Here is a 23,695-nt window from a genome sequence, read left to right as displayed (position 1 = left end):
CTCAGAGCTGGACCGAAGCCTCGCCGATGCCATCGAACGCCACCGTCACCAGATCGCCGGCAGCAGCATCGAGGATGCCGACCCAGGTGCCGGTAGTGACCACCGTGCCGGCCTCGACGCGGGCCCCGTCGCGCGTGGCATGGCGCAGCCATTCAGCCAGTCCGTAGGCCGGATCGCCCAGCGCATGGGTGCCGCGGCGCTCGAAGGTCTGCGTGCCGATCTGCACCAGGCAGCGCTGGCTGGCCCAGTCGCGCGCGGCATAGTCGCGCCACGCCCCCAGTACCAATGCGCCATGCGCCTGCAGATCCGCCAGCTTCAGCAAGGCGGGTGCCTTCACGTACTGCTGCCAGCGCGAATCGACGATCTCGATGGACACCGCCATCGCCTCGACCAGTGCAGCCGCACCCGCGTAGTCAAGGCTGGCGGCTTGCGCCGCGTCCACGCCCTGCCTCAGCCGCAGCGCGATCTCCGCCTCGATGCCGCGCCATGTAAAGGGCCACTCGCCGGCGTTGGCTGGGCTGTTCCAGACCCCGGCCGCCGGCAGACGCGCATGGGTCAGCGTGGCTTCGCGCGAGGGGCCGCCGGATTTCCAGTACGCGGCGCCGGGCGCTTGCCAGCCCAGTGACTGCGCGACGATGGCCTGCACCGCGTAGGCCTGCTCGGCGTTCGCGAGCGCCGTGGCGAATGCTTGCGCATCGGCGCAGCGGTGTTCGCGCCGCCCGCTGAGCAAGGCCTGGGCGACGCGGTCGATATCGGTGGTTGTCATGACTTGGGTGATTCCTTTTGGATCAAGAATATTGCCTGGCAAGCCGCGCCCGCACACTGGCGGGTGCAGCAGGCTTCAGGAAGCGCTGGCGTTGGCCGTCTCGGCGCGGACCTCGCGCTGGCCTTCGGCGTCATCGTCGGTCTCGCCCATGGCGCGGCCGAAGGTTTCCGGCGCGAACTGCACCGCCAGCGCAAACACGCCATACATGGCCGCCAGCGTGCCAAGCGCCAGGATCAGCGAGGTGCCGAACGCGCGCACATGGGTAGGATACTGTTCCGGCGCGAAGATCCAGATCGAGGTATTCAGCAACACCACGCAGAACGTAAAGGCCGCGCCGAACAGCAGCACCAGCGCCACGTTATACGTCAGGAAGCCAAAGCACAGCCCTGCGGCGCAGGCCAGGCCCGCGCCGACGGTCAGCACCCGCTTGCGCGGGATGTGATAACCGCCCTACTACCGCCTGAACCACCAGATCCATGACCGCATCAACCTGGCGGCGCGCAATGCGGCGCTGCGCCAGACCTACCTGTCGGTGAACCGGCGGCTGCAGGCGCTGCGCTTTCGCTCCAACTACCGCAAGCCCAAATGGGACAGCGCCATCCATGACCATGAAGAGATGCTGGCGGCACTCGAAGCCCGCGACGGCAAGCGCATGGCCGATATCCTGCGCCAGCACCTGCTGGACAAGCGCGACGCCGTGCTGTTGATGCAGGCTGGCGTGGGCGACGAAGCCGGCGGCACGCCGCAGGCCTAGCCCGCACTTGCCAGCACCGCCTCAAGAATCCGAATAGCCCCATCAGCATTCTTTGCCCCGCTGTCACCACGGTGACAACCCCGCTTCTTACTCTGCGAGCGCATTGCGGCACACGCAATCCACCGCGCGGCCATTGCCGCCGGCGCACAACAACGCAGATGAACAGGGGAATGAACGATGGCAGGGAACCTTGCACCGGGCTGGCTGGCGGGAATGGGGCGCGCGCGTGCGCTGGCCGGCACCGTTGCAGTCATGCTGGCCGCGACGCTGGCAGGCTGCGGCGGCGAAGACAGCGCGCCGTCCGGCGCGCCCAACGATACCGACACCAGCAAGCCTGCTCCGGCGCCTGACCGCGCCAGCGGCCCGCGCGTGCTGCTGGTCGGCGTCGACGGCGCCACGTATGCGCAGGTGCAAGGCGCGGTATTGCGGCGCGAGCTGCCCAACCTGGCCAGCCTGAACCTGGTGCCGACCGCCACCGGCGGCATGCCCGGCACCATTACGGCCCAGCCCACGCTCGACGCGCCCAGCTGGGCCACGGTGCTGACCGGCGCCTGGGCCAACCGCCATGGCATCGACGACGACACCGGCAGCACCGCACTGCGCGCGCCGACCGTATTCCACTACCTGCGCGCAGCCGGCAAAGCCGGCGGGCAGCAAGGCGCGGTGGTCAGTGCGCCGGCACTGCCCGTGCTGCTCAAGACCGATCAGGAAGCCGGCGTGCTCGATACGCTGGTCGATTGCGCGGGCGTCGACCGCTGCGTCACGCAGAATGCCGTGCGCCAGGTGCAATCCGGCTATGGCGTGGTGTTCGCGCAGTACAGCGCCCCGGCGCAGGCCGCGCAAGCCAGCGGCTTCGGCAACGGCGCCTATGTCACGGCGCTCGGCGAGACCGACCAGGCGCTGGGCGAACTGCTCGCCGCCGTGGCCGCGCGGCGCCAGGCGCAGCCGGGCGAGGACTGGCTGGTGCTGGTCACCACCAGCCACGGCCTGGATGCCACCGGCGCCACCACCACGGTGCCGACCGTGGAGAACCGCACCGCGTTCCTCGCCACCAACAAGAGCCTGAACAGCGCGCTGGCCCGACCCGGCGCCCCGGCCCCCGACACCCCGGCGGACCTGTCCGCGCTGCCGACCGAAGCCGATATCGTACCGACCATCCTGACCCACGCCGGCGTCGCGCTCGACCCCGCGGCAACGCGCCTCGACGGCTCCGCGCTGACCACCAGCACAGCGGGTGTGCGCGCCATCGGCGCCAGCATCAGCCAGTACAACGACGCCATCACGCTGAGCTGGCAGAATCCGAGCCCGGCCTACGGCGTCACGCGCGTGCTGCGTGACGGCGTGCAGATCGCCGCGCTGGGACCCGAGGTGCGGACCTTCACCGACAAGGGCTTCGACATGCCCACGGGCCTGTACCAGTTCAACTACACGCTGGTGCGCAACGACGTGCCGGTGTCGTACCTGGCGCAGATCCACTACGTCAAACCCGTGACGCTGATGCCGTCGTTGCTCACTGGCCTGGCGTCGTATTTCAGCCTCGACAGCAAGCCGTTCGCCGATGCAAAGAACGCGGCCACGCTGGGCCCGTGGGTGGCAAGCCTCGACGGCGGCACGCTCGCCGCCGACAACTTCGGCCGCCAGTCGCTGCAGCTGGACTCGCGCATCGACAGCTACCTGCTGAAGCACAACGCGGCCGATATCGTGCAAAGCCCGCAGTTCACCATCGGCCTCTGGTTCCGCACCGACTGCAGCCAGGGCAACGGCACCGGCGAGCCGATCCTGTCGAACAAGAACTACATCTCGGGCGGCAATGCCGGCATCGCCATCGCCCTGTTCGGCAGCTGCGAGATCCGCTTCAACCTGGGCAGCGGCAGCGGCAAGCGCGACGACATCAACGGCATGAAGGTATCGGCCAATCAGTGGGCCTACCTGGCGCTGTCGGTGGATGCAGCGGCGAAGCGCTTCAGCGCCTATGTCGTCGACCCGGTGCTGGGCCTGCAGAAGACCGAGAACAAGGCGATCGCCAATACCGACGTGACCAAGCTGGTTGGCCTCGGCACCGGCTGGGGCGTCAACGACGATGCCACCCACAACTACGTCGGCAACAACCCGGGCGCGCTCAAGGGCGTGATGGGCCTGAACGACCTGGCGATGTGGACGCGCGTGCTGACGCTCGACGAGCTGAAGGCCATCACCGGCGCACGCCAGCCGCTGTCGACGCTGAACCCCTGAATCCCCGAATCCGGCAGCGCCCCGTTTCCCCGGCGGAAACGGGGTGCCGGCCGGCCTTGACCCTCTCCACACCCCGATCCCCCTGCAGGAGATTGACACCATGACCTTCCGACCTTCCATCCTGGCCCGGCCGCACTGGCTGGCCGCCTTGCTGCTGAGCGCGGCGCTCGCCGGCTGCGGCGGCGACTCCGGCGAAGGCACCAGCGGCACTCCGGCCGCGGCGCCGACCACCCCCGGCGCGCCCGGCACCGGCGGCAACCCCGGCCAGGGGAACGGCAGCGACCAGCCTGGCGAGACCCCGGCCGTCAAGCCGCAGCTGCGCTGCGCGCCCTGAATCCGGCCTGGCCTGTCTACCTCCCCGCAACCATCCGGCACGAATCCAATGAACCCCCAAAGCAGACGCAACTTCCTCAAGCTCGCCGGCGGCAGCGCCGCCGCCACCGCCGCGCTGGCGGCCTTCCCGCCGTCGATCCGCCGCGCGCTGGCGATCCCGGCCAACAACGCCACCGGCACCATCCGCGACGTCGAGCACGTGGTCATCCTGATGCAGGAGAACCGCTCGTTCGACAACTACTTCGGCACGCTGCGCGGCGTGCGCGGCTTTGGCGACCGCTTCCCGATCCCGCTGGCGGGCGGCCTGAACGTCTGGCAGCAGACCTATACCAACGGCAGCACCACCCGCACCGTGCTGCCCTACCACCTGGACAGCAGCGCCGGCAATGCGCAGCGCGTCAGCGGCACCCCGCACTCCTATCCGGACGCGCAGAACGCATGGGACCTCGGCCGCATGAACAAGTGGCCCACCTACAAGCAGACGCAGTCGATGGGCTTCTACACCGAGGCCGAACTGGATTTCCAGGTGGCGCTGGCCAATGCCTTCACGCTGTGCGACGCCTATCACTGCAGCTTCCATGGCGGCACCAACCCCAACCGCCTGTTCCACTGGACCGGCACCAACGATGCGGCCGGTGACTTCGGCGGCCCGGTGATCGACAACAGCGGCGACTCGTTCACGGGCTCCAACACGCCCTACACCTGGAAGACCTACCCGGAGCGGCTGGAAACCGCCGGCGTGAGCTGGAAGGTCTACCAGAACATGCCGGACAACTTCACCGACAACCCGCTCGCGGGCTTCAAGCAATATCGCGACGCCAATGCCGCGCGCGGCAACCAGGCCAACGGCAGCCCGTATCCGCCGTACACCAGCGCCGATGATGCGGTCAGCCCGCTGCTCAAGGGCGTGGCCAACACCATGCCCGACGGCGGCTTCCTGCAGGCGCTGCGCGACGATATCGCCGCGGGCAAGCTGCCCCAGGTGTCGTGGATCGTCGCGCCGGCCACGTATTCGGAGCACCCCGGACCGTCCAGCCCGGTGCAGGGCGCCTGGTACACGCAGGAAGTGCTCGACGCCCTGACCGCCAATCCCGCGGTCTGGAGCAAGACCGTGCTGCTGATCAACTTCGACGAGAACGACGGCTATTTCGACCACCTGCCGCCGCCGTGCGCGCCGGCCTATGACGGCGACACGCTGGCTGGCGCCACCACCCTCGACCCGGATCAGCTCAAGCCGGAGTACCACGTCGACAAGCGCCCCTACGGCCCCGGCCCGCGCGTGCCGATGTACGTGGTCTCGCCCTGGAGCCGCGGCGGCTGGGTCAACTCGCAGGTGTTCGACCACACCTCGGTGCTGCGCTTCCTGGAAGCGCGCTTCGGCGTGGCGGAGCCCAATATCAGCGGCTTCCGTCGCGCGGTGGCGGGCGACCTGACCTCGGCCTTCAATTTCGTCAGTCCCAACACCAACCCCCTGCCGGACTTGCCCAGCCGCGACAAGGCAAGCGCCGACGCCATCCGCACCGCGCAGGGCGTTCTGCCGCAGGTGCCGCTGCCCCCGGCCGGCAGCCAGCAGATGCCGCAGCAGGACTCCGGCACGCGCCCGTCGCGCGCCCTGCCCTATGAACTGCACGTCAGCGCGCGCGAAGACGCCCGCGACCAGCGCGCGGTGTGGCTGCTGTTCAGCAACACCGGTACGGCGACGGCGGTGTTCCACGTCTACGACCGGCTGCACCTGGACCGCGTGCCGCGCCGCTATATGGTCGAGCCCGGCAAGGAGCTGCATGGCAGCTGGGACGTCTTTGCCAGCGACGGCGGCAAGTACGACCTGTGGGTGCTGGGCCCGAACGGATTCCACCGCGCCTTCCGCGGCGACGTGGCGGCGGTGACCGCGGCCGGAGCCAGCGCGCCGGAGATCCGGGTCTGCTATGACATCGCCAACGCCGCGGTGTACGTGGACATGATCAACACCGGCAGCGCACCCTGCACCTTCACGGTCCAGGCCAACGCCTACCGCACGGACGGCCCGTGGACCTACGAGGTGCCCGCCGGCATGCAGCTGCAGCAGCACTGGCCGGTGGCGCGCCAGGGCAACTGGTACGACTTCACTGTCACCACCGCGCAAGGCGGCTTTACGCGCCGCTTTGCCGGGCGCATCGAAACCGGCAAGGACGGCGTGTCGGATCCGGCGATGGGCGCGGCCGGCTGACGCAACCCGTCGACCCGGCACAACGCCAGGCCCCGCCCCGGCCGGTCCCAAGCGGACCGGCCCGGGCGGGCGTAGCCGTTTTGTCATATTGGGCCGCTAGACTGCGCGGTCGTCCGGCCCGGTCCGGACCCTTCCCCCCAACTCCGCGCGGATGATCATGCTAGGCGACCTGCTGATGACCTTTTTCGAAGTGGCGCGCCAGGGCAGCATCACCATGGCGGCGCGGCAGTTGCGCGTGAGCCAGCCCACGGTCACGGGACGCATCCGCCAGCTCGAGGAAAGCTACGGGGTGGAGCTGTTCCATCGCCGCGCCAGCCGCGTCGACCTGAGCGACGTGGGCGTGGCCCTGATGCCGGTGGTCGAGCAACTGATGCAGCAGGAAGGCAATGCCGACTACCTGTTGCGCAACGCGGGCAACCTGCGCTTTGGCAACCTGCGTATCGGCGCCACCGGGCCGTATTACATCCTGCGCGCGGTGGCGGCGTTCCGGCAGCGCTACCCGGCGATCGACGTGAGCCTGGATATCGGCAACTCGCAACAGATGCTCGAAGCGCTGTTCGAGTACCGCATCGACGCGGCGGTGTCCTCGCATCCGGTGGACGATGACCGCCTGGCCTGCATCCGGCTGGCGAGCGACCCGATGGTGCTCGTGGTCCATCCCGACCATGCGCTGGCGCGGCTGGCGCAGATCGACCTGCCGCAGTTGCGCGGCTATCACCTGCTGGTGCGCGAGCACGGCTCGATGACCCGCAAGACGATCGAAACCGCGCTGGCGGCCTGCGGGCTGGAATTGCCGCCGCACACCGTGATCGGCAGCCGCGAGGCCATCTACGAGGCGATCCGCCAGGGCCTGGGCGCCAGCGTGGTGCCGCTGGGCGAGGTGCCGCGCGACCCGCTGCTGCGCGTGGTACCGTTTGCGTCGGGCGCGCCGGTCTTGCATGAATACTTGTATTGCCTGCAGAGCCGGCGGCAGACGCGGCTGGTCGGCGCCTTCCTGGATTGCGTGGCGCTGGACCAACCGGCCGCCGCGGTCCAGGCTGCCTGAAGCAACGCATGGTGGAAAAAGCGCCCAGGCCTGCCGCATTGCAGCCGCCGATGCCGGCATCGGAAAACTTCGGTCCTTCATCACCGCGCGGTCACCGCGCCGCGCCAAGCTTGGCGGTTTCGCCTACGGAGCCCTCCCGCATGCCTGCCGCACCTCGCCTCGCCCTGTTCGACCTGGACCACACCCTGCTGCCGCTGGACAGCGAGTACGAATGGGCGCGCTACCTGGTCGCCGTCGGCGGCGCCGACGCGGCCGAGATCGACGCGCACAACGCGCGCTGGCTGGCCGCCTACCAGGCCGGGCGCCTTGACTTTGCCGCCCATGCGCGCTTTGCGCTGGGGTTGCTGGCACGCCATCCGCGCCAGCGCCTGACGCAATGGCGCGCAGACTTCATGCGCGACGTGATCGTGCCCGCCATTCCGCCCGCCACGCGAGAGCTGCTGGCCCGCCATCTCGGCGCCGGCGACCTGTGTTGCATCGTCACCGCCACCTGCCGCTTCATCACCGAGCCGATCGCGCGCGAACTGGGCGTGCCGCACCTGCTGGCGGTAGAGGCCGAGCACGACGTGCACGGCGAATTCACCGGCGCGCTGGCCGGGGTGCCTGCCTACGGGCCGGGCAAGGTGCTGCGCGTGCTGGCGTGGCTCGATACGCTTGGCCTTGCGCACGCGGAACTGACCAACGCCACCTTCTACAGCGACTCGCGCAACGACCTGCCCCTGCTGGAGAGCGTCGGCCACCCGGTCGCGGTCAATCCCGACCCGACCCTGCGCGACGCAGCCGGGGCGCGTGGCTGGCCGGTCATGCAGCTGTTCGCGGCGGCAGGCGTGCCGGCCGCCTGACCCATGCACCCGCGCGCCGACTTCCCGGAATATGACCAGTTGCGGACTTTGCTGGATGCCGGGAGCCACGTGCTCGATACGCAGGTGGTGTGCGAAACCACCGTCCAGGGCCACCGCTTTGGCGTGCATGTCGCCACGCTCGGCAGCCGCGACCCGCTCGCGCCGGCCATCGGCATCTTCGGCGGCATTCACGGGCTGGAGCGCATCGGCACGCAGCTGGTGCTGGATTACCTGCGCTCGGTGCTGTCGCGCCTCGCCTGGGACGAACTGCTGCACCGCGAACTGCAAGCGGTGCGGCTGGTGTTCATGCCCATCGTCAACCCGGGCGGCATGTGGGCCGGCACGCGCGCCAACCCCAACGGCGTCGACCTGATGCGCAACGGCCCGCAGGATGCCGACGCGCGCGTGCCCTTCCTGGCCGGCGGGCAGCGCATCGGCGCCTGGCTGCCATGGTACCGCGGCGCCGCCGGCGCGCCGATGGAGCTCGAAAGCAGCGCCCTGCTGCGCGTGGTCCGGCAGGAACTGCTGCCGCGCCCGCTCAGCTTTGCGGTGGATTGCCATTCCGGCTACGGCTGGCGCGACAGCATCTGGTTTCCGTACGCGCGCACGCGCCGGCCGATGCCGCACCTGGCTGAGATGTACCTGCTCAAGACCCTGTTCGAGCAGGCCCACCCGCATCATGGCTATACCTTCGAGCCGCAGAGCCACCAGTACCTGCTGCACGGCGACCTGTGGGACCATGCCTATGACCTGGCCCCGCGCGGCAACCTGTTCCTGCCGATGACGCTGGAGCTGGGCTCGTGGCTGTGGATCAAGAAAAACCCGCGCCAGCTGTTCTCGCGCGAGGGCATCTTCAACCCGATCAAGGCGCACCGCACCGCGCGCGTGCTGCGCCGGCATGTCAGCCTGTTCGACTTTCTGGGCCGCATCGCCTTTGCGTCGGACCGCTGGCTGCCCCGCGGCGCGCAGCGCGACGAACTGCTGCGGCAGGCACGCGCGCACTGGCACACGGAGCCGCCATGAGCCGATGGGTATTCTTGCGGGGACTGACGCGCGAATCGCGTCACTGGGGAACGCTGCCGGCGCGCTGGGAGGCGGCCGGGCTGGGACGCCCGCTGTTGCCTGACCTGCCCGGCAATGGCGCGCTGTCGGCGCAGCCCGCGCCGTGGCGCGTGCGCGACATGGTGACGGCGGTGCGGCGCCAGCTGAGCGCCGCCGGCGCGCCGGGACCGTACCGCGTGCTGGCCATGTCGCTGGGGGCGATGGCTGCGACCGAGTGGGCGAGCGCGTATCCGGAGGAAGTGAGCGGCCTGGTGCTGGTCAACACCAGCATGCGGCCTTTCTGCACGCCGGTGCAACGCCTGCGTCCGCGCAACTGGGGCAGGCTGCTGCGCGTGGCGCAGCGCTGGCGGGATCGCGCGTATTGCGAGCCGACCATCCACGCCATCACCTGCGCGCGCACCGACACGCAGGCCGCCGATGTTGCGCAGTGGCAGGCCATCGCGGCGGACGCACCGGTCAGCCGGCAGGCGGCGCTGGCGCAATTGCTGGCCGCCGCGCGCTACTGCGCACCGGCCGAGCCGCCGCGCTGTCCGGTATTGCTGCTGGCCTCGGCGGCGGACCGCCTGGTCAACCCGGCCTGTTCGGCGCGCATCGCGCAGGCCTGGGACGTGCCCCTGCTGACGCACCACTGGGCCGGGCATGACCTGCCGCATGACGATCCGCAATGGGTATGCGATGCGGTCGCACGCGCCGGATCACGCTTCGGCTAGCGCCTCTTCCACTGGCATGGCGCTGACCAGCAGCGCCGCCGCGGCATCTGCGCGATCCCACGTACCGAACAGCCGCGCGCTGATCAGCCCGTTCTGCAGCGCCCCGAATATCACTTGCGCCAACTGTTGCGGCGGCAGCGCAAACGGGGGCGCCGCGCCCCGGGCGGCGGCCTGTTCGAGCAGGCGCGCCAGCCATTGCTCGTTAAGGCGGGTAAAGTCCTGCATCGCGGCGCGCACGGTGTCAGGCATGGCCAGCACGTCGGCCGACAGCATGCCCACCACGCAGGCCTGGTCGGTGCAGGCGCCATCGCGCAGCGGCTGCAGGTATTGCCGCGCCTGCTCGGCGCACGGCAGGCTGGTATCGATGGCCTGCAGCCGTGCCCGCTTGCGCGCGCTGTATTCGCGCACCGCTTCGAGCACCAGGTCGTCCTTGGACGGAAAGTAATAGTGGATGCTCGAGGTCTTGACGCCGACCAGCTCGGCCAGGTCGCGGTAGCTGAAGCCGTTGAACCCCCGGCGGCGGATCAGCACCAGCGCGTGTTCGACCAGTTGCTCGCGTACGGTTGGGGTAGTCATGGCATCCACTCCTCGGCTTGCCACCGGGCCATTCAGGCCGGCAGCGTTTGTGCGATCAGCGTGATGAGGGACCCGCTTGCCAGGCAAAGTCCTACCCATCCGCCCAGGATCAGCGCAGTGTCACGCCAACGCATGATCAACTCCTGAAGCGGGGCCGCACCGTGGCGGCCCGGTGTATGTCGATGGCCGGCGCCAGGCCGGCCGGCTCTCAGGCGATGGCGCCGTCGGTGTAGGGATCAGCCTTGCCGACGCGCGCACCGTCGGTGTACGGGTCGAAGCTGCGGGCCGGCCCGGCCGACACGCCGCTGCGGTCCAGGCCGGCTACCGTGCGGGCACCGTCGGTGTACGGATCAGCCTTGCCGACGCGCGCACCGTCGGTGTACGGGTCGAGGCTGCGGGCCGGCGCCGCCGACACGCCGCTGCGATCCAGGCCGGCAACCGTGCGGGCGCCGTCGGTGTACGGGTCAGGCTTGCCCACGCGGGCGCCATCGGTGAACGGGTCGGCCTTGCCGCTGCGGTAGTTGTAGCCGTAGCTGTCGGCCGGCACCGTGGCCGCGATCGTGCGCGCGCCGTCGGTGTACGGGTCGGTCTTGCCGACGCGTGCGCCTTCGGTGAACGGATCGAACTTGCCGCTGCGCGCACCCTCCGTGAACGGGTCGAACTTGCCGGTGCGGGCACCGTCGGTAAAGGCATCGGCATTGCCGACGCGGTAGCTGTAGCCGTACTTGTCGCCGGCGTTGGCGTTCACGCTGGCGGCCTGCGCCACACCGCCGACGAGCGCGGCGGCAAGGGTGGCGGCGGTGATCAGGGTCTTGGTGGTCTTGGTCATGATGGGCTCCTGGGTGCGATGGTTCGGGATCGCGTCAAATTCGGTATCAGTGGCTGTTGCAGTCCTTCTTCCGATTCCGCATCTATCAGTAGATAGATAACCGGTCTCAAAAAAATGACCGCTTCCGGTCGTGCAATGGGACCCTGCGTTCCGCCTGGTCTTGCTTGTCGGTGGCGGTGCAGCGCTTCCATGGACTTGATACTATCTACTACTAGGTAGAGAGTCAAGGAAAAACATTTCTATGACTGCGATAGCCCCCTTCCATGACGCTCTAAGCTCTTGTTTCTGAAGCGATATGCCGAAAAGCGGCGGGCGCGCGAGGCAAATAAAAAAACCGCCATGCGGCTTGCACCCCATGACGGCTTCAGACGCGCCACTGATATCGCGCGCAAACTCAACCGGATACCGCAGCCATCAGCGTGTCGGCAGCGGCTTCAACGCGGTCCGATGTGCCGAACAGGCGTGCCGCGATCAGCCCGCTCTGCAGCGAGCCGAATACCACCTGCGCCAGCCGCGCCGGCGGCACCGGGAACGGCGTGCTGCGATGCGGCTGGGCCCGCTCCAGCAGCCCGGCCAGCCATTGCTCGTTCAGCAGGAAGAAGCCCTGCAGCATCTTGTGCACGGATTCGGGCAGGCACAGCGTCTCGGTCGACAGCATGCCGCACAGGCAGATCTGGTCCGAGCCGCAGCTGGCGCGGAATGGCGCCAGATAGATGGCGGCCTGCTCGGTGACCGGCAGCGTCGTATCGATGCCGTTGATGCGCTCGGCCAGGCGGGCGCTGTATTCCTTCACCGCTTCCTGGACCAGGTCTTCCTTGGTCGGAAAGTAATAGTGGATGCTGGAGGTCTTCACGCCCACCAGTTCCGCCAGGTCGCGGTAGCTGAAGCCGTTGAAGCCGCGCCGCCGGATCAGGATCAGGGTGTGCTCGAGCAATTGCTCGCGTACGGATTGGGTTTTCATGCAAGCAGTTTATCTACGCGAAGATAGACGCTCAAGTTGAAATGCCCCGGGGCTGGGGTAATTCCCTAGCCTCGGGGCACAGTGCACTACATGGGCGTTAGCCAGGCAGGACCTGCGCGGCGAAGGTAATCATCGAGCCACTCGTCACGCAGAGTACCAGCCATCCGCCAAGCAACAGGATGCTGTCACGCAAACTCATGATGGACTCCATCGGACGGCGGCCACGTGCCGCCATCGTAAGTTGTGGGCCGCCGGCCGATGCCGGCGGCAATCAGGCCAGGGCGCCGTCGGTGTAGGGATCAGCCTTGCCGACGCGCGCACCGTCGGTGTACGGGTCGAAGCTACGGGCCGGCTCGGCCGAGACGCCGATGCGGTCCAGGCCAGCCACGGTGCGGAAGCCGTCCGTGTACGGGTCGGTCTTGCCGACGCGTGCGCCTTCGGTGAACGGATCGAACTTGCCGCTGCGCGCACCCTCCGTGAACGGGTCGAACTTGCCGGTGCGGGCGCCGTCGGTAAAGGCATCGGCGCTGCCGACGCGATAGCTGTAGCCGTACTTGTCGCCGGCGTTGGCGTTCACGCTGGCGGCCTGCGCCACACCGCCGACGAGCGCGGCGGCAAGGGTGGCGGCGGTGATCATGGTCTTGGCGGTCTTGGTCATGATGGGCTCCTGGGGTGCGATGGTTCGGGATCGCGTCAAATTCTGTGTTGGTGGCGATTCAGTGGGTCGCTTTCCAGGCTCGCATCTACTAGTAGATAGACTTCCGGGCCTGAAAAAATGACCACTCAGGTCATGCAATGGAATCGCCACTTTCCGCGCCTTGTTGCTTTCTTTGGCGGTGCAGCGGTGCCATGGATTGAATGCTATCTACTGATAGGTAGATAGTCAAGGAAAAAGATTTCTATCGAAGGGATAGCCGCTTTCACCCGCCCGGGAAAAGCGCTTCCGAATGAACAATTCTTCACTTGCAGAGCCCGGCCTGCTAGCCTGAAGAAAATGAATCCCGACCCCAGCCCCCCTTCTCAAAGCGCGCGTCACCGATGGCTGGCCGCGGCAGCAGGCATGGCCGTGGTGGCCGGGGTCGCGCGGCATCTGCTGTTTCGTGCGCTGGAGCGCAAAGCCTTTGTCACGCCGACGGATGAGACAAGCCTGGCGGAGCCCCCCGACAATTCAGCCCCTATGGTGCGGCACGCCACCTTCGCCAGCGGCGACCGCATCCTCCACGCGGCCTTCATGCCGGTGGCAGACCCCGAGGCACCGGCCCTGTTGGTGTGCCACGGCGACAACGAATGCCTGCCGGACTGGGCGCCGGTGCAGGCCATGCTGGCCGATGCGGGCATCGCTTCCTATGTGTTCGACTACAGCGGCTATGGGCGCAGCACCGGGCGGCCAAGCGTGCGCCGGCTGCGGCAGGATGCACTGGTTGCCTATGGACAGTTCATCGCCGCCACCCCGCAATCGAAACGGCGCGTGGTGCTGGGACATTCGCTGGGATCGGGCATCCTGCTCGATGTGGCGCGGCGTTTCGATCCACAGCCGGATGGCTATGTGATAGCCGCGGGCTTCAGCTCGGCGCGGCTGGCCGCGGTGCAGACCGGGCGCATTCCCGCATGGGCTGCGTGGCTGCTGCCGGATCCGTGGAACAACGCGGCGCGCGCCAGCAAGCTGGAACGGCCGCTGCTGGTGGTGCACAGCCGTGACGACGTGGTCATCGTGCCGCCCCACGCGGAGCGCGTGGCAAGCGCCGCCAGGCATCTGCATGCGCTGGTCATGCACGATGCCATGCCGCACGATGCGGCCATATTGCCGGAGCATATCGACACCTTCTGGCCGCCGATCCTGCGCTTCATGCACGCACACGCAATCGGCCCCGAAGCGCCATTGCAGCAAGCGCGTGATGCCGGGCACATCATGGCCGATTAATCTAACGTAGAGTCCCGCAAGCGGCAATCATCCTTGTGGGCGAGGCGCCACGGCCAAGTGTCCGAGGGACGCTGTCGCGATTTCTTGTCTATATTTGTCCTCATGGCGAAAGCCCGCAAACTCGCTGTTGACAGCACTGGAGGTACTGCCATGCGTTGGCTTGCAAACTTGTTCAGTCCGCCGACCCCGGAAAAAATCGCCGAAAGGGAACTGCAAGACATGAGGCTGACGCTATTCCAGGCCGAACGGCGCCTGCTCGAGGCACAGATGCAGGTCGCCTACTACCGCGACATGGTGGCGTTCCTGGAAGATGTCGCGGCCAAGGGCGTCGAAGACGTGGTCGACAAGCGCCGCGCCACACCGCCCGCCATGCCCGAGCTGCCGGCGCGCACGCCCGGCCTGACCACGGTGCCGATCGTTCCGTCCGCGGCCTGAAGCCGCCCCCATGCATTGGCGCGTGCCCGGGCATGCGCCAATGAAGGTCCGGACCTGTGCGATACTCGCGCTGCCTGACGTCCGCGTGGCGCAGGCAAACCCTCCACAGGAACCGGCCCCATGAGCGAACTGCTGCCCGCGATCGAAATTGAAACCGCGCCCAATCCCGGCTGCGCCGTTATCTGGATGCACGGACTGGGCGCCGATGGCAGCGACTTCGCCCCGGTGGTGCCCGAGTTGCGGCTGCCGGCCGCGCCGGGCGTACGCTTTATCTTCCCGCATGCGCCGGCAATACCGGTGACCTGCAATGGCGGCTATGTCATGCCGGCATGGTATGACATCGTTTCCCTGGACCAGGCAGGCCGCCGCGCCGACGAGGCCGGCATCCGCGCATCCTGTGAGGCCATCCGCGCGCTGATCGCACGAGAAAATGCGCGCGGCATCCCGACCGGGCGCATCGTGCTGGCCGGCTTCTCGCAAGGCGGCGCCATCGCCTACACCGCCGGGCTGACCCACGCGGAGCCGCTGGCCGGCATCGTTGCGCTGTCCACCTACATCCCCGCACCGGCGACGCTCGCTGCCGAAGCCAACCCGGCCAACGCGGCCACGCCGGTGTTCGCCGCCCATGGCACGCAGGACGACGTGGTGCCGCTGGCCATGGGCGTGGCCGCACGCGATTTCGTGCAGGCACGGCCCAATCCGGTGACATGGCACACCTATCCGATGGGCCATGCGGTCTGCCTGGAAGAGATTGCCGAGATCGGCGCCTGGCTGGCTTCGCGCTTTGCGCAGGCCGGCGCCGCGCCCGCCTGACCGCCTTCGACATGACCACGGCCGGCCCGCTGCGCCGGTCCGCACCCAGCTGCAAGCATGCCCCTCGCCCCACCTCGCCGGATCGATTTCAATACCCGCAAGGCGCTGCTGTTCGCGCTGGCCGCGGAACGCCTGTCGGCCTACTACGAACACCGCAAGTGGATGACCGATGCCCAGGGCGCCACGCTGGCCGGCGAATGGCTGTCGCGCTCCAAGCTGCAGTTGCCGCTGTCGGAACGGCGCCTGCTGTCCGAACTGAGCGACCAGTTTGCGCGGCAGCTCGCCGAGACCCTGTCGCGCGAAGCCGGCCTCTATGCCGCGCACGAGATGATGGAAGCGCTAGACCCCAACTACCAGTCCGCGTTCGCCTACGACATGCTCGAGGAATGCGAGCGGCTGCTGCACGAGCACGGCGTCACGGAATAAGGACGACGGCCGGAAGGCCTGCAAAGCGGCTGCGTTTGCAAAGGTTGACAATCGCCCGGCGTACGCGCGCTTAAACTTCGCGCACCAATGACGCCCCACTGTCCGCCACCATGGAACGCAAGCACTGCCTGGCCTGGATTGCGCTGAGCATGATCGCGGCAGCCTTGCTGACGCTGCTGTGCCTGATCCTGAACGACCACGCCGAGACCCAGGCGCAGAAGCGCGTCGAGCAAATGGCTGTCCGCGTCAAGCCGGCCGGCGCTGGCCTGATCCAGGCCAATGCCCCTTCACCCTCGTCGCAGCGCCCTCAGCCGGCCCGGCATTCCGAACGACTGCAGCAGGCTAGCGCGCGCTGAGCCAGGGCAGGCGCGCCCCGGCCCGCAACTTCAGAACGACGACCACGTAGTTGAGAAGGATTGCGATGCGGGCCGGAGCGCGGGCTTGAGTGTAGACGCGCGCTTTCCCGGCAACTGCAAAGAATTGACAACGCCCTGGCCCGTGGGTCATGCAGCCGGTGCGGGCCATTGCAGCCCTGCCGCCGCAGCCAGCGCCTGGTAAGAGGTCGCCAGGTGATAGGGCGAGGTCGAGGGCATCTCCGCACGCACCACGTCGCCGGTCGGCGCCAGGCACTCATGCCAGCCTTGCGCGGACAGGAAACGGTTGCGGAACTGCGCGGCCCAGTCTGCCAGCGTAGCCAGCGACTGCGCCGAGCCTTCCACTGCCAGCGCGCGCGCGAACTCGGTCTGCGCCCAGATGCGCTCGGTGCCGTCGATCCGCGCGCCGCCCGCATCCAGCGCGGCGCAGACGCCCAGCGTGCCCGCCGCCACGCCATGCTGCTGCGCGAACGCGAAAGCGCGGCGCAGGGCATCGGATAGCGGCAGATCGCCAAACAGCGCGGGCCTTCCGGCCACCAGCGAAAACCATTCGAACTGGTGCCCCGGTTCGATGCGGTTATCCGCGCTGCCTTGCGGCAGCTCCGCCACGCAGCCGCTGGCGGTATCGACAAAACGCTCGTGCACCGCCATCGCAATCTCGCGCAGCCGTTCCGCATACCACTCGTCGCCGGTAGCATCCAGCGCGGCCAGGTAGGCCTCGGTCAGGTGCATGACCGGGTTCTGCAGCACGCCCGCCCCCTTGGGCCGGAAGTGTTCGGTCAGTGCGGCGTGGTACAGGCCTTGTCCGTCGGCGAAGCGATCCTCGACGATGTCGACGGTTTCATCGAGCACCTCCAGCGCATCCGCGTTGCCGAAGCGCGCGTAATACGCGGCGCAGGCAAAGATCACGAAGGCATGGGTATAGAGGTCGCGTGTGCTGTCGAGCGGCGTGCCGGCAGGGTCGACACTGTAGATCCACGCGCCCTCTCCATTGCCGAAGTAGGCCTGCAACGAGCCGAACAGGGTATCGGCATGCCCCTGCTGGCCCGCCAGCGAAAACACGTACAGCTGGCGCGCGCACGCCATGGCGCGATAGCGCGACGGCGGCAGCGGCGCGGCGCTGGCGCCGTCGAGCGCTTCATAGGGCAGCAGCAGGTCGGGATTCCAGCCGGAGGCGGTCCACAGCGGCAGCACGACGGCATCGTAATGTGCCGTCAGGGCGGCGATCCGTTGGTTGAGCTCGGGCGAGAGAGGCATGTTCAGGCGACAAGATCCGGCGCGGCGATTGCCGCAAAGGCCGTATCTTGCCATGGCGCGCCCGCAATGCCTCATGGCATTTGCGGCTGGCACTTGCTAGCATCAATGCGCCTACCTGCGAACGGGAGACACCCATGTCGACTTTGCCTCTCACGCTGACCGACAATCACCGCACCCTGGTGCTCCATGTCCTCGAGGACGCACCGGGCCAGTTCACCTGGCGCATCGTCATGGAAGAACGGTGCGGCGCCGCCGACGAGGACTGCACGGTCGCGGCACCGGGCACCTACCGGTCCTATGCGGAAGCCGAAGCCGCGTGCTGGGCCGCCGGCAACGGCATCCTGAACGGCCCACGCGCCGCAGGCGAACTGCGCATCACCTGATACCCGCGAAATTCCGCGATTCACTTGCACTACGCGCCGCGTGACCTAGTCTGGAAGCGTGGCAGTGGCAACGCGGGTGATGCATTGCCCGCGATTCTTCATTCCGGCCACGTCCCGGGCACGCGCTGCTGCCCGGTGCGCTTTTCTGCCACCTGCCTGTCATCTTCCTGGCCTTTACTGACCTGGTCGCCATGCCGCCCCAAGAAACGGGTACGGTGGCCAGGGCCGCAGGAGCATGCAATGGACAAGCCGGTCGTCACGCCCCAGCGCTTCGTTGAACTGATGAACGAACGCCTCACCAAGCACCCGCTGTTCCGCGAGGGCATGCGGGTCTACGCCATTCCGCAGCACAGCGACCATCCGCGCAGCCTGGTCTGCGTGGGACCGCGCGGCACCGAATGCGTATGCGCCACCATCGAGAGCATCGTGCGCGGCGAATGCGAGGTCTTCCCCGACATCGGCCCGGACTGGCATCAACCGCCCAGGACCGCAACGCCGCCCGAGGTGCGGGCGCGCTGAACGGACGCGGCGCCGTATGGCGCCGCTTGCGTTTCAGACGTCGATGGCCGAATCCGACTTCACCTTGCGGCGCAGCTCGAATTTCTGGATCTTGCCGGTGGAGGTCTTGGGCAACGGTCCGAAGTAAACCGCCTTGGGCACCTTGAAGCCCGCCAGCAGCGTGCGGCAATGCGCGATCAGTTCTTCTGCGCTGACGCTGGCCCCGTCCTTCAGTTCGACAAAGGCGCACGGCGTCTCGCCCCACTTGGCATCGGGCTGCGCCACCACCGCGGCGGCCAGCACGGCAGGATGCCGGTAGAGCGCGTCTTCCACTTCCACGCTCGAGATGTTCTCGCCGCCGGAAATGATGATGTCCTTGCTGCGGTCCTTGATCTTGATGTAGCCGTCGGGCATGCATACGCCCAGGTCGCCGGTATGGAACCAGCCGCCGGCGAAGGCTTCGCGCGTGGCCTTCTCGTTCTTCAGGTAGCCCTTCATGCAGATGTTGCCGCGGAACATGATCTCGCCGATGGTCTCGCCATCGGCCGCAACCGGCTGCATCGAATCGGGATCGAGCACGGCCACCTGCGACTGCAGGTGATAGCGCACCCCCTGGCGCGCCTTCCTGACCGCGCGGTCCTGCTCTGACAGCGTGCTCCAGTCGTCCTGCTCGGCGCAGACCGCGGCCGGGCCATAGACCTCGGTCAGGCCGTAGACATGGGTGAGCTCGAAGCCCATCGCCTCCATCTGCGCCAGCACCGCGGCCGGCGGCGGGGCGCCGGCCACCATGCCGCGCACCGGCCCGCGCACGCCCTCGCGCAACGCAGCGGGCGCGTTGACCAGCGCGGTATGCACGATCGGCGCGGCGCAGTAGTGGGTCACGCCCTCGTCGCGCATCAGGTCGAACACGAGCTTGGGCTCGAACTTGCGCAGGCACACGTTGACGCCCGCGCGCGCCGCGACCGTCCACGGGAAACACCAGCCGTTGCAGTGGAACATCGGCAGCGTCCACAGGTAGACCGGATGCTTGGGCAGGTCCCACTCAAGGATGTTCGAGATGGCATTGATGGCCGCGCCGCGGTGATGGTAGACCACGCCCTTGGGATCGCCGGTGGTGCCCGACGTATAGTTCAGCGCGATCGCGTCCCACTCGTCAGCAGGCAGTTGCCATGTGTACGACGGGTCGCCGCCGGCGAGGAAGGCTTCATAATCGGTCTCGCCGAACGGCGCCGCCTGCGGGCCCAGCACATCGTGCACGGCAATCACCTTCAGCCCCGGAAGCTCCAGCGCCATCTGCCGCGCCACGTCGGCAAACTCGGTATCGGCCAGCAGCACGCGCGCCTCGCCATGGCGCAGCATGAACAGCAGGTTGGCGGCATCGAGGCGGATATTCAGCGCATTGAGCACGGCACCGGCCATCGGCACGCCGAAATGCGCTTCCACCATCGCCGGCGTATTCGGCAGCAGCGCGGCCACGGTATCGCCCTTGCCGACGCCGGCGCGTGCCAGCGCACTGGCCAGGCGCCGCGCGCGCGCATAGGTGTCGCGCCAGTTCTGGCGCAGCGGGCCGTGCACGATGGCCAGGCGGTCGCCATACACCTCGGCGGCGCGGACCAGGAAATCAATGGGAGTCAGCGGCACGAAATTGGCCGCGTTGCGGGCCAGGCCGCTGTCGAAATCGGTTGGCATTGCTGGTGTCTCCGCCTTATCGGGTCAATCGGGCGCTGTCATTCGGGCGCCTTGCGGCGCTGTCACTTTTTCCGGCACAAGGCTATCATCGCACACGCCGGCGCACTGTCGTCGAGGCGACAAAGCTGCCGCAAACCCGCGCCAGGCAAGGCTTACACGATTCTTACAGGATGCGGCGCAGCCCGCCCGTCCGCGCCATGAGCGAACCCGCACACCCCACTTCCCTCCCCGCCCCGGCGCCCGCCGCGGTGCTCGCCGGCCATGCCTGGTTCGGCGAACTGGCCCCGGCACACCAAGCCCTTGCCGCGCGCGAAACCCTGCTGCAGTCCTTTGCCGCGGGCTGCTTCATCGCCCGGCGCGGCGAGCCTTCGCGCCACTGGATCGGCGTCGACAGCGGCCTGATCAAGCTGGCGGTGTACACGCCGGATGGCCGTGGTTGCACCTTCTCTGGCGTGCCGGCCGGCGGCTGGTGCGGCGAAGGCAGCGTGATCAAGCGCGAAGACCGCCGCTATGACGTGATCGCGATCCGCGACTCGCAGGTGCTGCTGGTGCCCGAGCCGGTCTTCAACACATTGCTGGCGCAGAGCCTGCCATTCGCCAGCTTTGTCGTGCGCCAGCTCAACGAACGCATGGGCCAGTTCATCGCCACCGTGCAGAACGACCGCCTGCTGGGTGCCGATGCGCGCGTGGCGCAGGCCATCGCCCAGCTGTTCCATCCGGACCTGTATCCGCGCACCAGCCCGGTCCTGGAGCTGTCGCAGGAAGAGATCGGCCTGCTCACCGGGCTCTCGCGCCAGCGCGTCAACCAGGCGCTGCGCCGGCTGGCCGATGCGGGCATGGTGCACCTGTCGTACCAAAGCATCCGCGTGACCGACCTGCCACGGCTGCGCCACTTCGGGATGTCTGACCTGTAACGCGGCCGCCAACCAGGGGCCGGGCCGGCCTTAAACCGCTGTCCGCGGCTTGCGCCGCCCGCGGAATCCTGCGACAGTTACCCGCCGCACCGCCGCCAGCTTCCGGGTCGTTTTCCGCATGCCGCTTGTCAGCCGTCACCACGTCCGCTTTGCCCGCCTGCGCTTTCCCTTTGCCGTCCATGTGCAAGCCCTGCACGGCACCGCCAGCCTGCGCGATGCCAACGCGCGGCGCGAAGTGCGGCCCGGCGATCCGTTCGTGGTGCACGCCTTCGCCCACTTCGATTGCGACCTGCCTGGCACCTGGCAGCAACCCTGCGCCATCGTCCTGACCGCCGTGCCGGACAGCGACTGTCCGCGCCTGGCCGGCAAGCCCGCCGAACGCCCGTGGTCGCGCCAGTTCGCCGGCCTGGTCTTTTCCCGCCCCGACACCGACTGGAACGCCGAGCGCCTGGCGGCGCAATGGCAAGTGCCAGCGCGCCTGGTGCGCGCGCGCCTCTTTGCCGAAGGCGAGGCGCTGCATCCGCTGCTGCGCGAGCAACGCGCCGCGCATGCGCTGCACGCGCTGGCCAGCGCCGGCGGCCTGGTGCCCGCGCTGGACCAGCTGGCCACGCATGCGGGCCTGCGTTCAGCCAACGCGCTGGCGCGCGCCTGGCACGACTGGTTCGGCATCGACGCCATGCGGCTGCTCGAAGATTGCCGCGCTGGCGGCCGCACGCTCGCGCCCACGGCAACCTGGCCGGGGCTGGTACGGGCGGCTGCCTGATTGGTCCTTCCTTGGCGGCAAGCCGCCCGCCACGCCGCGCGTGGTTTGTCAATCACCTCAACGCGGGTTGGCCGCCATCAGGCACCTCACGGAAAATCGCGCCCGCGGGGCGGGTAAGCCGCCCCGTGGGCGAGGTCCTGCATGAGCCAGTGTTCCATCACGCAGCGCCCTGCCATAACAAAAACCACAGAAATCAATACAGGGATGAAAACAAAACATCTGTTTTTGACGGGTCTGGCGGCGGCCGTACTGACGGCCTGCGGAGGCGGCGGAGGAGACTCCACGACCACGGCACCCGCCGCTACAAGGATCACCGGCACCGCAGCCGTGGGCGCGGCGTTGGGCGGTGCCACGGTCCAGGCCAAATGCGCAACGGGCAGCGGCACGGCCACTACCGCCGCGGACGGAAGCTTCACGCTCAGCATCGGTGGCGCCACGCGCCCATGCGTGCTCAGCGTCAAGACGCCTGACGGCACCACGCTGCATTCAGTGGTCGAGGCCGGCACCGGCACCACCGCCGTGGCCAACATCACCCCGCTGACCGAACTGGTAACCGCATCGCTGGCGCAGGGCAGCACCACGGCCTTCTTCGACCAGTTCGACGCCACCGCGCAGGCCAAGCTGACCTCCGACAACCTGACCAGCGCCACAGAAGCGGTGCGCCTGGTGCTGACCGGCGTGGTGGACCTGACCAGCGTCGACCCGCTCAAGGATCCGCTGGTGGCCGCCAACGGCGCCAACGCCGGCAATGCCCAGGACAAGCTGCTGGACCAGCTGGGCGATCGCCTGGAAGCGTCGCAGACCACGCTGGGTGAGTTGTCCTCCGCGGTGGCTGCCAATGCCGACGCCGCGGCGGTCCAGACCGCGCTGCAGCCGGCGGCGTCGAGCTGCGCCGGGCTGAAGACGGGCAAATACCATGTGATCGGACTGGGCTCCGCGGCAGCGGAAGCCGGCGACCTCGACGCGGCCGCGCTCAAGCTGCAGGTCGGCAACGAGAGCGTCCCCTTCACCGCCGTTGCCAACGACAACTGCCGCTTCACCGTGCCGGGCACGAACGGGACCACCAATACCGTCATGGTGGCCAAGTCGGGCATCGCACTGGCAGTGCCGCCCGCAGGCCCGATGAGCGATCTGCCCACCCTGCTGCTGCCCGCACAGGCCGTTGCCCTGGCTGACCTGGCAGGCGACTGGAACGGTCTCGGCATGGAGCGGGACCACGGCGGGACCCCCTACGCATCGCGCCGCGTCACCTTCAGCATCGATGCCGCGGGCAAGCTGACCAAGGGTGCCGACTGCTCCGGCGTGAACACCTGCGAGGCATGGCTGCCGGAAGAACTGCCGACGCTCAGCGCCAACGCCGACGGCAGTTTCAGGATCACCGACAGCTTCGGCTCGCAGCTGGCCTATGCATTCAAGGGCACCGACGGCCAGGTGACGGTCGTCATCACCCACGACGATGGCTTCATGTTCGCCGCCAAGCAGGTGGTACGTCCCCTGCCGGTGGTGGGTGCGACCAATTCGTACTGGGACACGGTCATGCTTGGTGGCCTGGTGCCCACGCTGCAAAACGCCGGCACGTGGTCGACCGTCGTGACTGTGGTGGATGCGCAGACCGGCAGCTACACGCGCAAGCGCGTGGAAGACGGCCGCCTGGACAGCTGGAAGGTGAACAGCCCGGCCAACGGCCTGCGCTATCGTGCCGCCAGCAGCAACGCTTCCGAGATGATCTCGCTGGTTCCGGGCAATATCGGCCTGGGCCTGGGAATCGCCGTGAACGGATCGTTCTACGATATCTCTGTGAATCGCCCGTAACTTGCCCCGCGAGGCGCCGGCCCGGGCGTGTTATGCCCGGGCCTGGTAAAGCCGGTGCCGCCATGCGGTGCCGGCTTTTTTCTTTTACACCGGC

Annotated in this window: 25 protein-coding genes and 2 pseudogenes; 18 read left to right on the top strand and 9 right to left on the bottom strand. The window is 68.2% G+C overall.

Annotated features, from left to right (window positions below; genetic code table 11):
• Position 1 precedes the first annotated feature (1 nt).
• The gene (locus AC3FMM_RS12070; protein WP_488686666.1) at positions 2-766 is read right to left on the bottom strand and encodes a fumarylacetoacetate hydrolase family protein; all 765 of its coding nucleotides are present in this window, start codon (positions 764-766) and stop codon (positions 2-4) included.
• A gap of 75 nt (positions 767-841) precedes the next feature.
• Positions 842-1,213: pseudogene (locus tag AC3FMM_RS12065) on the bottom strand (MFS transporter); the annotation flags it as partial.
• On the opposite strand from AC3FMM_RS12065, the pseudogene AC3FMM_RS12060 reads away from it, so the two are divergent.
• The 8 genes and pseudogenes from AC3FMM_RS12060 to AC3FMM_RS12025 form a co-directional block, all read left to right on the top strand.
• A pseudogene (locus AC3FMM_RS12060) lies at positions 1,212-1,520 on the top strand (FCD domain-containing protein); the annotation flags it as partial. The pseudogenes AC3FMM_RS12065 and AC3FMM_RS12060 overlap by 2 nt on opposite strands.
• 177 nt (positions 1,521-1,697) lie before the next feature.
• Positions 1,698-3,752: a hypothetical protein gene (locus AC3FMM_RS12055; RefSeq protein WP_488686665.1), complete on the top strand. Its 2,055-nt coding sequence runs from the start codon at positions 1,698-1,700 to the stop codon at positions 3,750-3,752.
• A gap of 100 nt (positions 3,753-3,852) precedes the next feature.
• The gene (locus tag AC3FMM_RS12050) at positions 3,853-4,086 is read left to right on the top strand and encodes a hypothetical protein (RefSeq protein ID WP_115683086.1); all 234 of its coding nucleotides are present in this window, start codon (positions 3,853-3,855) and stop codon (positions 4,084-4,086) included.
• Positions 4,087-4,134: 48 nt separating this feature from the next.
• Positions 4,135-6,291, top strand: a complete 2,157-nt coding sequence (locus tag AC3FMM_RS12045) for a phosphocholine-specific phospholipase C (protein ID WP_488686664.1) — start codon at positions 4,135-4,137, stop codon at positions 6,289-6,291.
• Positions 6,292-6,448: 157 nt separating this feature from the next.
• Positions 6,449-7,336 carry a LysR substrate-binding domain-containing protein gene (locus AC3FMM_RS12040; RefSeq protein WP_115714249.1) on the top strand — a complete coding sequence of 296 codons (888 nt, stop codon included), beginning with the start codon at positions 6,449-6,451 and terminating at the stop codon, positions 7,334-7,336.
• A 140-nt stretch (positions 7,337-7,476) separates the two neighbouring features.
• Positions 7,477-8,178, top strand: coding sequence for an HAD family hydrolase (locus tag AC3FMM_RS12035; protein ID WP_488686663.1), 702 nt, complete (start codon positions 7,477-7,479; stop codon positions 8,176-8,178).
• Positions 8,179-8,181: 3 nt separating this feature from the next.
• Complete coding sequence (locus AC3FMM_RS12030; protein ID WP_488686662.1) at positions 8,182-9,201, top strand: M14 family zinc carboxypeptidase; 1,020 nt, start codon at positions 8,182-8,184, stop codon at positions 9,199-9,201.
• The gene (locus AC3FMM_RS12025; protein ID WP_115713395.1) at positions 9,198-9,950 is read left to right on the top strand and encodes an alpha/beta fold hydrolase; all 753 of its coding nucleotides are present in this window, start codon (positions 9,198-9,200) and stop codon (positions 9,948-9,950) included. The genes AC3FMM_RS12030 and AC3FMM_RS12025 overlap by 4 nt, the downstream gene beginning before the upstream one ends.
• On the opposite strand, the gene AC3FMM_RS12020 is transcribed toward AC3FMM_RS12025, so the two are convergent.
• From AC3FMM_RS12020 to AC3FMM_RS12005, 4 genes are all read right to left on the bottom strand, one after another.
• Complete coding sequence (locus AC3FMM_RS12020; protein WP_488686661.1) at positions 9,936-10,526, bottom strand: TetR/AcrR family transcriptional regulator; 591 nt, start codon at positions 10,524-10,526, stop codon at positions 9,936-9,938. The genes AC3FMM_RS12025 and AC3FMM_RS12020 overlap by 15 nt on opposite strands.
• A gap of 208 nt (positions 10,527-10,734) precedes the next feature.
• Positions 10,735-11,355 (bottom strand): copper resistance protein CopQ, encoded by a 621-nt coding sequence (locus AC3FMM_RS12015; RefSeq protein WP_488686660.1) that lies wholly within the window; start codon positions 11,353-11,355, stop codon positions 10,735-10,737.
• Positions 11,356-11,749: 394 nt separating this feature from the next.
• Complete coding sequence (locus AC3FMM_RS12010; protein ID WP_115664725.1) at positions 11,750-12,316, bottom strand: TetR/AcrR family transcriptional regulator; 567 nt, start codon at positions 12,314-12,316, stop codon at positions 11,750-11,752.
• 271 nt (positions 12,317-12,587) lie between these two features.
• Complete coding sequence (locus AC3FMM_RS12005) at positions 12,588-12,974, bottom strand: hypothetical protein (protein ID WP_488686659.1); 387 nt, start codon at positions 12,972-12,974, stop codon at positions 12,588-12,590.
• 336 nt (positions 12,975-13,310) lie between these two features.
• On the opposite strand from AC3FMM_RS12005, the gene AC3FMM_RS12000 reads away from it, so the two are divergent.
• The 5 genes from AC3FMM_RS12000 (at position 13,311) to AC3FMM_RS11980 (ending at position 16,267) form a co-directional block, all read left to right on the top strand.
• The gene (locus tag AC3FMM_RS12000) at positions 13,311-14,237 is read left to right on the top strand and encodes an alpha/beta hydrolase (protein WP_488686658.1); all 927 of its coding nucleotides are present in this window, start codon (positions 13,311-13,313) and stop codon (positions 14,235-14,237) included.
• Positions 14,238-14,387: 150 nt separating this feature from the next.
• Positions 14,388-14,672 carry a hypothetical protein gene (locus tag AC3FMM_RS11995; protein ID WP_010812500.1) on the top strand — a complete coding sequence of 95 codons (285 nt, stop codon included), beginning with the start codon at positions 14,388-14,390 and terminating at the stop codon, positions 14,670-14,672.
• A gap of 120 nt (positions 14,673-14,792) precedes the next feature.
• A complete protein-coding gene (locus AC3FMM_RS11990; protein ID WP_326347155.1) occupies positions 14,793-15,485 on the top strand; it encodes an alpha/beta hydrolase in 693 nt (230 codons plus the stop codon).
• A 57-nt stretch (positions 15,486-15,542) separates the two neighbouring features.
• Positions 15,543-15,911 (top strand): hypothetical protein, encoded by a 369-nt coding sequence (locus AC3FMM_RS11985; RefSeq protein WP_115713401.1) that lies wholly within the window; start codon positions 15,543-15,545, stop codon positions 15,909-15,911.
• A gap of 110 nt (positions 15,912-16,021) precedes the next feature.
• A complete protein-coding gene (locus tag AC3FMM_RS11980) occupies positions 16,022-16,267 on the top strand; it encodes a hypothetical protein (protein WP_115713402.1) in 246 nt (81 codons plus the stop codon).
• A gap of 147 nt (positions 16,268-16,414) precedes the next feature.
• On the opposite strand, the gene AC3FMM_RS11975 is transcribed toward AC3FMM_RS11980, so the two are convergent.
• Positions 16,415-17,542 carry an AGE family epimerase/isomerase gene (locus tag AC3FMM_RS11975; RefSeq protein WP_115713403.1) on the bottom strand — a complete coding sequence of 376 codons (1,128 nt, stop codon included), beginning with the start codon at positions 17,540-17,542 and terminating at the stop codon, positions 16,415-16,417.
• A 134-nt stretch (positions 17,543-17,676) separates the two neighbouring features.
• Here AC3FMM_RS11975 and AC3FMM_RS11970 point away from each other — a divergent pair, with 134 nt between their 5' ends.
• On the top strand, positions 17,677-17,925 hold the full coding sequence (locus AC3FMM_RS11970) for a hypothetical protein (RefSeq protein ID WP_115713404.1): 249 nt from the start codon (positions 17,677-17,679) through the stop codon (positions 17,923-17,925).
• A 240-nt stretch (positions 17,926-18,165) separates the two neighbouring features.
• A complete protein-coding gene (locus tag AC3FMM_RS11965; RefSeq protein ID WP_062803237.1) occupies positions 18,166-18,444 on the top strand; it encodes a hypothetical protein in 279 nt (92 codons plus the stop codon).
• Positions 18,445-18,477: 33 nt separating this feature from the next.
• Here the strand turns inward: AC3FMM_RS11965 and AC3FMM_RS11960 are convergent, their stop codons facing one another.
• The gene (locus AC3FMM_RS11960) at positions 18,478-20,112 is read right to left on the bottom strand and encodes an acyl-CoA synthetase (RefSeq protein WP_116314314.1); all 1,635 of its coding nucleotides are present in this window, start codon (positions 20,110-20,112) and stop codon (positions 18,478-18,480) included.
• A gap of 197 nt (positions 20,113-20,309) precedes the next feature.
• Here AC3FMM_RS11960 and AC3FMM_RS11955 point away from each other — a divergent pair, with 197 nt between their 5' ends.
• Both AC3FMM_RS11955 and AC3FMM_RS11950 read left to right on the top strand, forming a co-directional pair.
• Positions 20,310-21,026 (top strand): Crp/Fnr family transcriptional regulator, encoded by a 717-nt coding sequence (locus AC3FMM_RS11955; RefSeq protein WP_115714250.1) that lies wholly within the window; start codon positions 20,310-20,312, stop codon positions 21,024-21,026.
• A gap of 118 nt (positions 21,027-21,144) precedes the next feature.
• On the top strand, positions 21,145-21,789 hold the full coding sequence (locus AC3FMM_RS11950) for an AraC family transcriptional regulator (protein ID WP_115683101.1): 645 nt from the start codon (positions 21,145-21,147) through the stop codon (positions 21,787-21,789).
• Positions 21,790-21,875: 86 nt separating this feature from the next.
• Here AC3FMM_RS11950 and AC3FMM_RS11945 read toward each other — a convergent pair whose 3' ends face one another.
• The gene (locus AC3FMM_RS11945) at positions 21,876-22,214 is read right to left on the bottom strand and encodes a hypothetical protein (RefSeq protein WP_488686657.1); all 339 of its coding nucleotides are present in this window, start codon (positions 22,212-22,214) and stop codon (positions 21,876-21,878) included.
• Between the two features lie 22 nt (positions 22,215-22,236).
• Between AC3FMM_RS11945 and AC3FMM_RS11940 the strand changes: the two genes are divergently transcribed.
• Complete coding sequence (locus AC3FMM_RS11940) at positions 22,237-23,601, top strand: hypothetical protein (RefSeq protein WP_488686656.1); 1,365 nt, start codon at positions 22,237-22,239, stop codon at positions 23,599-23,601.
• The last annotated feature ends 94 nt before the right edge of the window (positions 23,602-23,695 follow it).

This window comes from Cupriavidus sp. 207A1, from assembly GCF_057798955.1.
The sequence above is the reverse complement of the archived record's forward strand: the minus strand, read 5'-3'. Positions and strand labels throughout refer to the sequence as shown.

What these genes read in the sequence shown, in the direction of transcription:
- AC3FMM_RS12070 (WP_488686666.1), bottom strand. Translation starts at nt 766, where the DNA reads ATGACAACCACCGATATCGACCGCGTCGCCCAGGCCTTGCTCAGCGGG.
- AC3FMM_RS12055 (WP_488686665.1), top strand. Translation starts at nt 1,698, where the DNA reads ATGGCAGGGAACCTTGCACCGGGCTGGCTGGCGGGAATGGGGCGCGCG.
- AC3FMM_RS12050 (WP_115683086.1), top strand. Translation starts at nt 3,853, where the DNA reads ATGACCTTCCGACCTTCCATCCTGGCCCGGCCGCACTGGCTGGCCGCC.
- AC3FMM_RS12045 (WP_488686664.1), top strand. Translation starts at nt 4,135, where the DNA reads ATGAACCCCCAAAGCAGACGCAACTTCCTCAAGCTCGCCGGCGGCAGC.
- AC3FMM_RS12040 (WP_115714249.1), top strand. Translation starts at nt 6,449, where the DNA reads ATGCTAGGCGACCTGCTGATGACCTTTTTCGAAGTGGCGCGCCAGGGC.
- AC3FMM_RS12035 (WP_488686663.1), top strand. Translation starts at nt 7,477, where the DNA reads ATGCCTGCCGCACCTCGCCTCGCCCTGTTCGACCTGGACCACACCCTG.
- AC3FMM_RS12030 (WP_488686662.1), top strand. Translation starts at nt 8,182, where the DNA reads ATGCACCCGCGCGCCGACTTCCCGGAATATGACCAGTTGCGGACTTTG.
- AC3FMM_RS12025 (WP_115713395.1), top strand. Translation starts at nt 9,198, where the DNA reads ATGAGCCGATGGGTATTCTTGCGGGGACTGACGCGCGAATCGCGTCAC.
- AC3FMM_RS12020 (WP_488686661.1), bottom strand. Translation starts at nt 10,526, where the DNA reads ATGACTACCCCAACCGTACGCGAGCAACTGGTCGAACACGCGCTGGTG.
- AC3FMM_RS12015 (WP_488686660.1), bottom strand. Translation starts at nt 11,355, where the DNA reads ATGACCAAGACCACCAAGACCCTGATCACCGCCGCCACCCTTGCCGCC.
- AC3FMM_RS12010 (WP_115664725.1), bottom strand. Translation starts at nt 12,316, where the DNA reads ATGAAAACCCAATCCGTACGCGAGCAATTGCTCGAGCACACCCTGATC.
- AC3FMM_RS12005 (WP_488686659.1), bottom strand. Translation starts at nt 12,974, where the DNA reads ATGACCAAGACCGCCAAGACCATGATCACCGCCGCCACCCTTGCCGCC.
- AC3FMM_RS12000 (WP_488686658.1), top strand. Translation starts at nt 13,311, where the DNA reads ATGAATCCCGACCCCAGCCCCCCTTCTCAAAGCGCGCGTCACCGATGG.
- AC3FMM_RS11995 (WP_010812500.1), top strand. Translation starts at nt 14,388, where the DNA reads ATGCGTTGGCTTGCAAACTTGTTCAGTCCGCCGACCCCGGAAAAAATC.
- AC3FMM_RS11990 (WP_326347155.1), top strand. Translation starts at nt 14,793, where the DNA reads ATGAGCGAACTGCTGCCCGCGATCGAAATTGAAACCGCGCCCAATCCC.
- AC3FMM_RS11985 (WP_115713401.1), top strand. Translation starts at nt 15,543, where the DNA reads ATGCCCCTCGCCCCACCTCGCCGGATCGATTTCAATACCCGCAAGGCG.
- AC3FMM_RS11980 (WP_115713402.1), top strand. Translation starts at nt 16,022, where the DNA reads ATGGAACGCAAGCACTGCCTGGCCTGGATTGCGCTGAGCATGATCGCG.
- AC3FMM_RS11975 (WP_115713403.1), bottom strand. Translation starts at nt 17,542, where the DNA reads ATGCCTCTCTCGCCCGAGCTCAACCAACGGATCGCCGCCCTGACGGCA.
- AC3FMM_RS11970 (WP_115713404.1), top strand. Translation starts at nt 17,677, where the DNA reads ATGTCGACTTTGCCTCTCACGCTGACCGACAATCACCGCACCCTGGTG.
- AC3FMM_RS11965 (WP_062803237.1), top strand. Translation starts at nt 18,166, where the DNA reads ATGGACAAGCCGGTCGTCACGCCCCAGCGCTTCGTTGAACTGATGAAC.
- AC3FMM_RS11960 (WP_116314314.1), bottom strand. Translation starts at nt 20,112, where the DNA reads ATGCCAACCGATTTCGACAGCGGCCTGGCCCGCAACGCGGCCAATTTC.
- AC3FMM_RS11955 (WP_115714250.1), top strand. Translation starts at nt 20,310, where the DNA reads ATGAGCGAACCCGCACACCCCACTTCCCTCCCCGCCCCGGCGCCCGCC.
- AC3FMM_RS11950 (WP_115683101.1), top strand. Translation starts at nt 21,145, where the DNA reads ATGCCGCTTGTCAGCCGTCACCACGTCCGCTTTGCCCGCCTGCGCTTT.
- AC3FMM_RS11945 (WP_488686657.1), bottom strand. Translation starts at nt 22,214, where the DNA reads ATGCTGAGCGTGAAGCTTCCGTCCGCGGCGGTAGTGGCCGTGCCGCTG.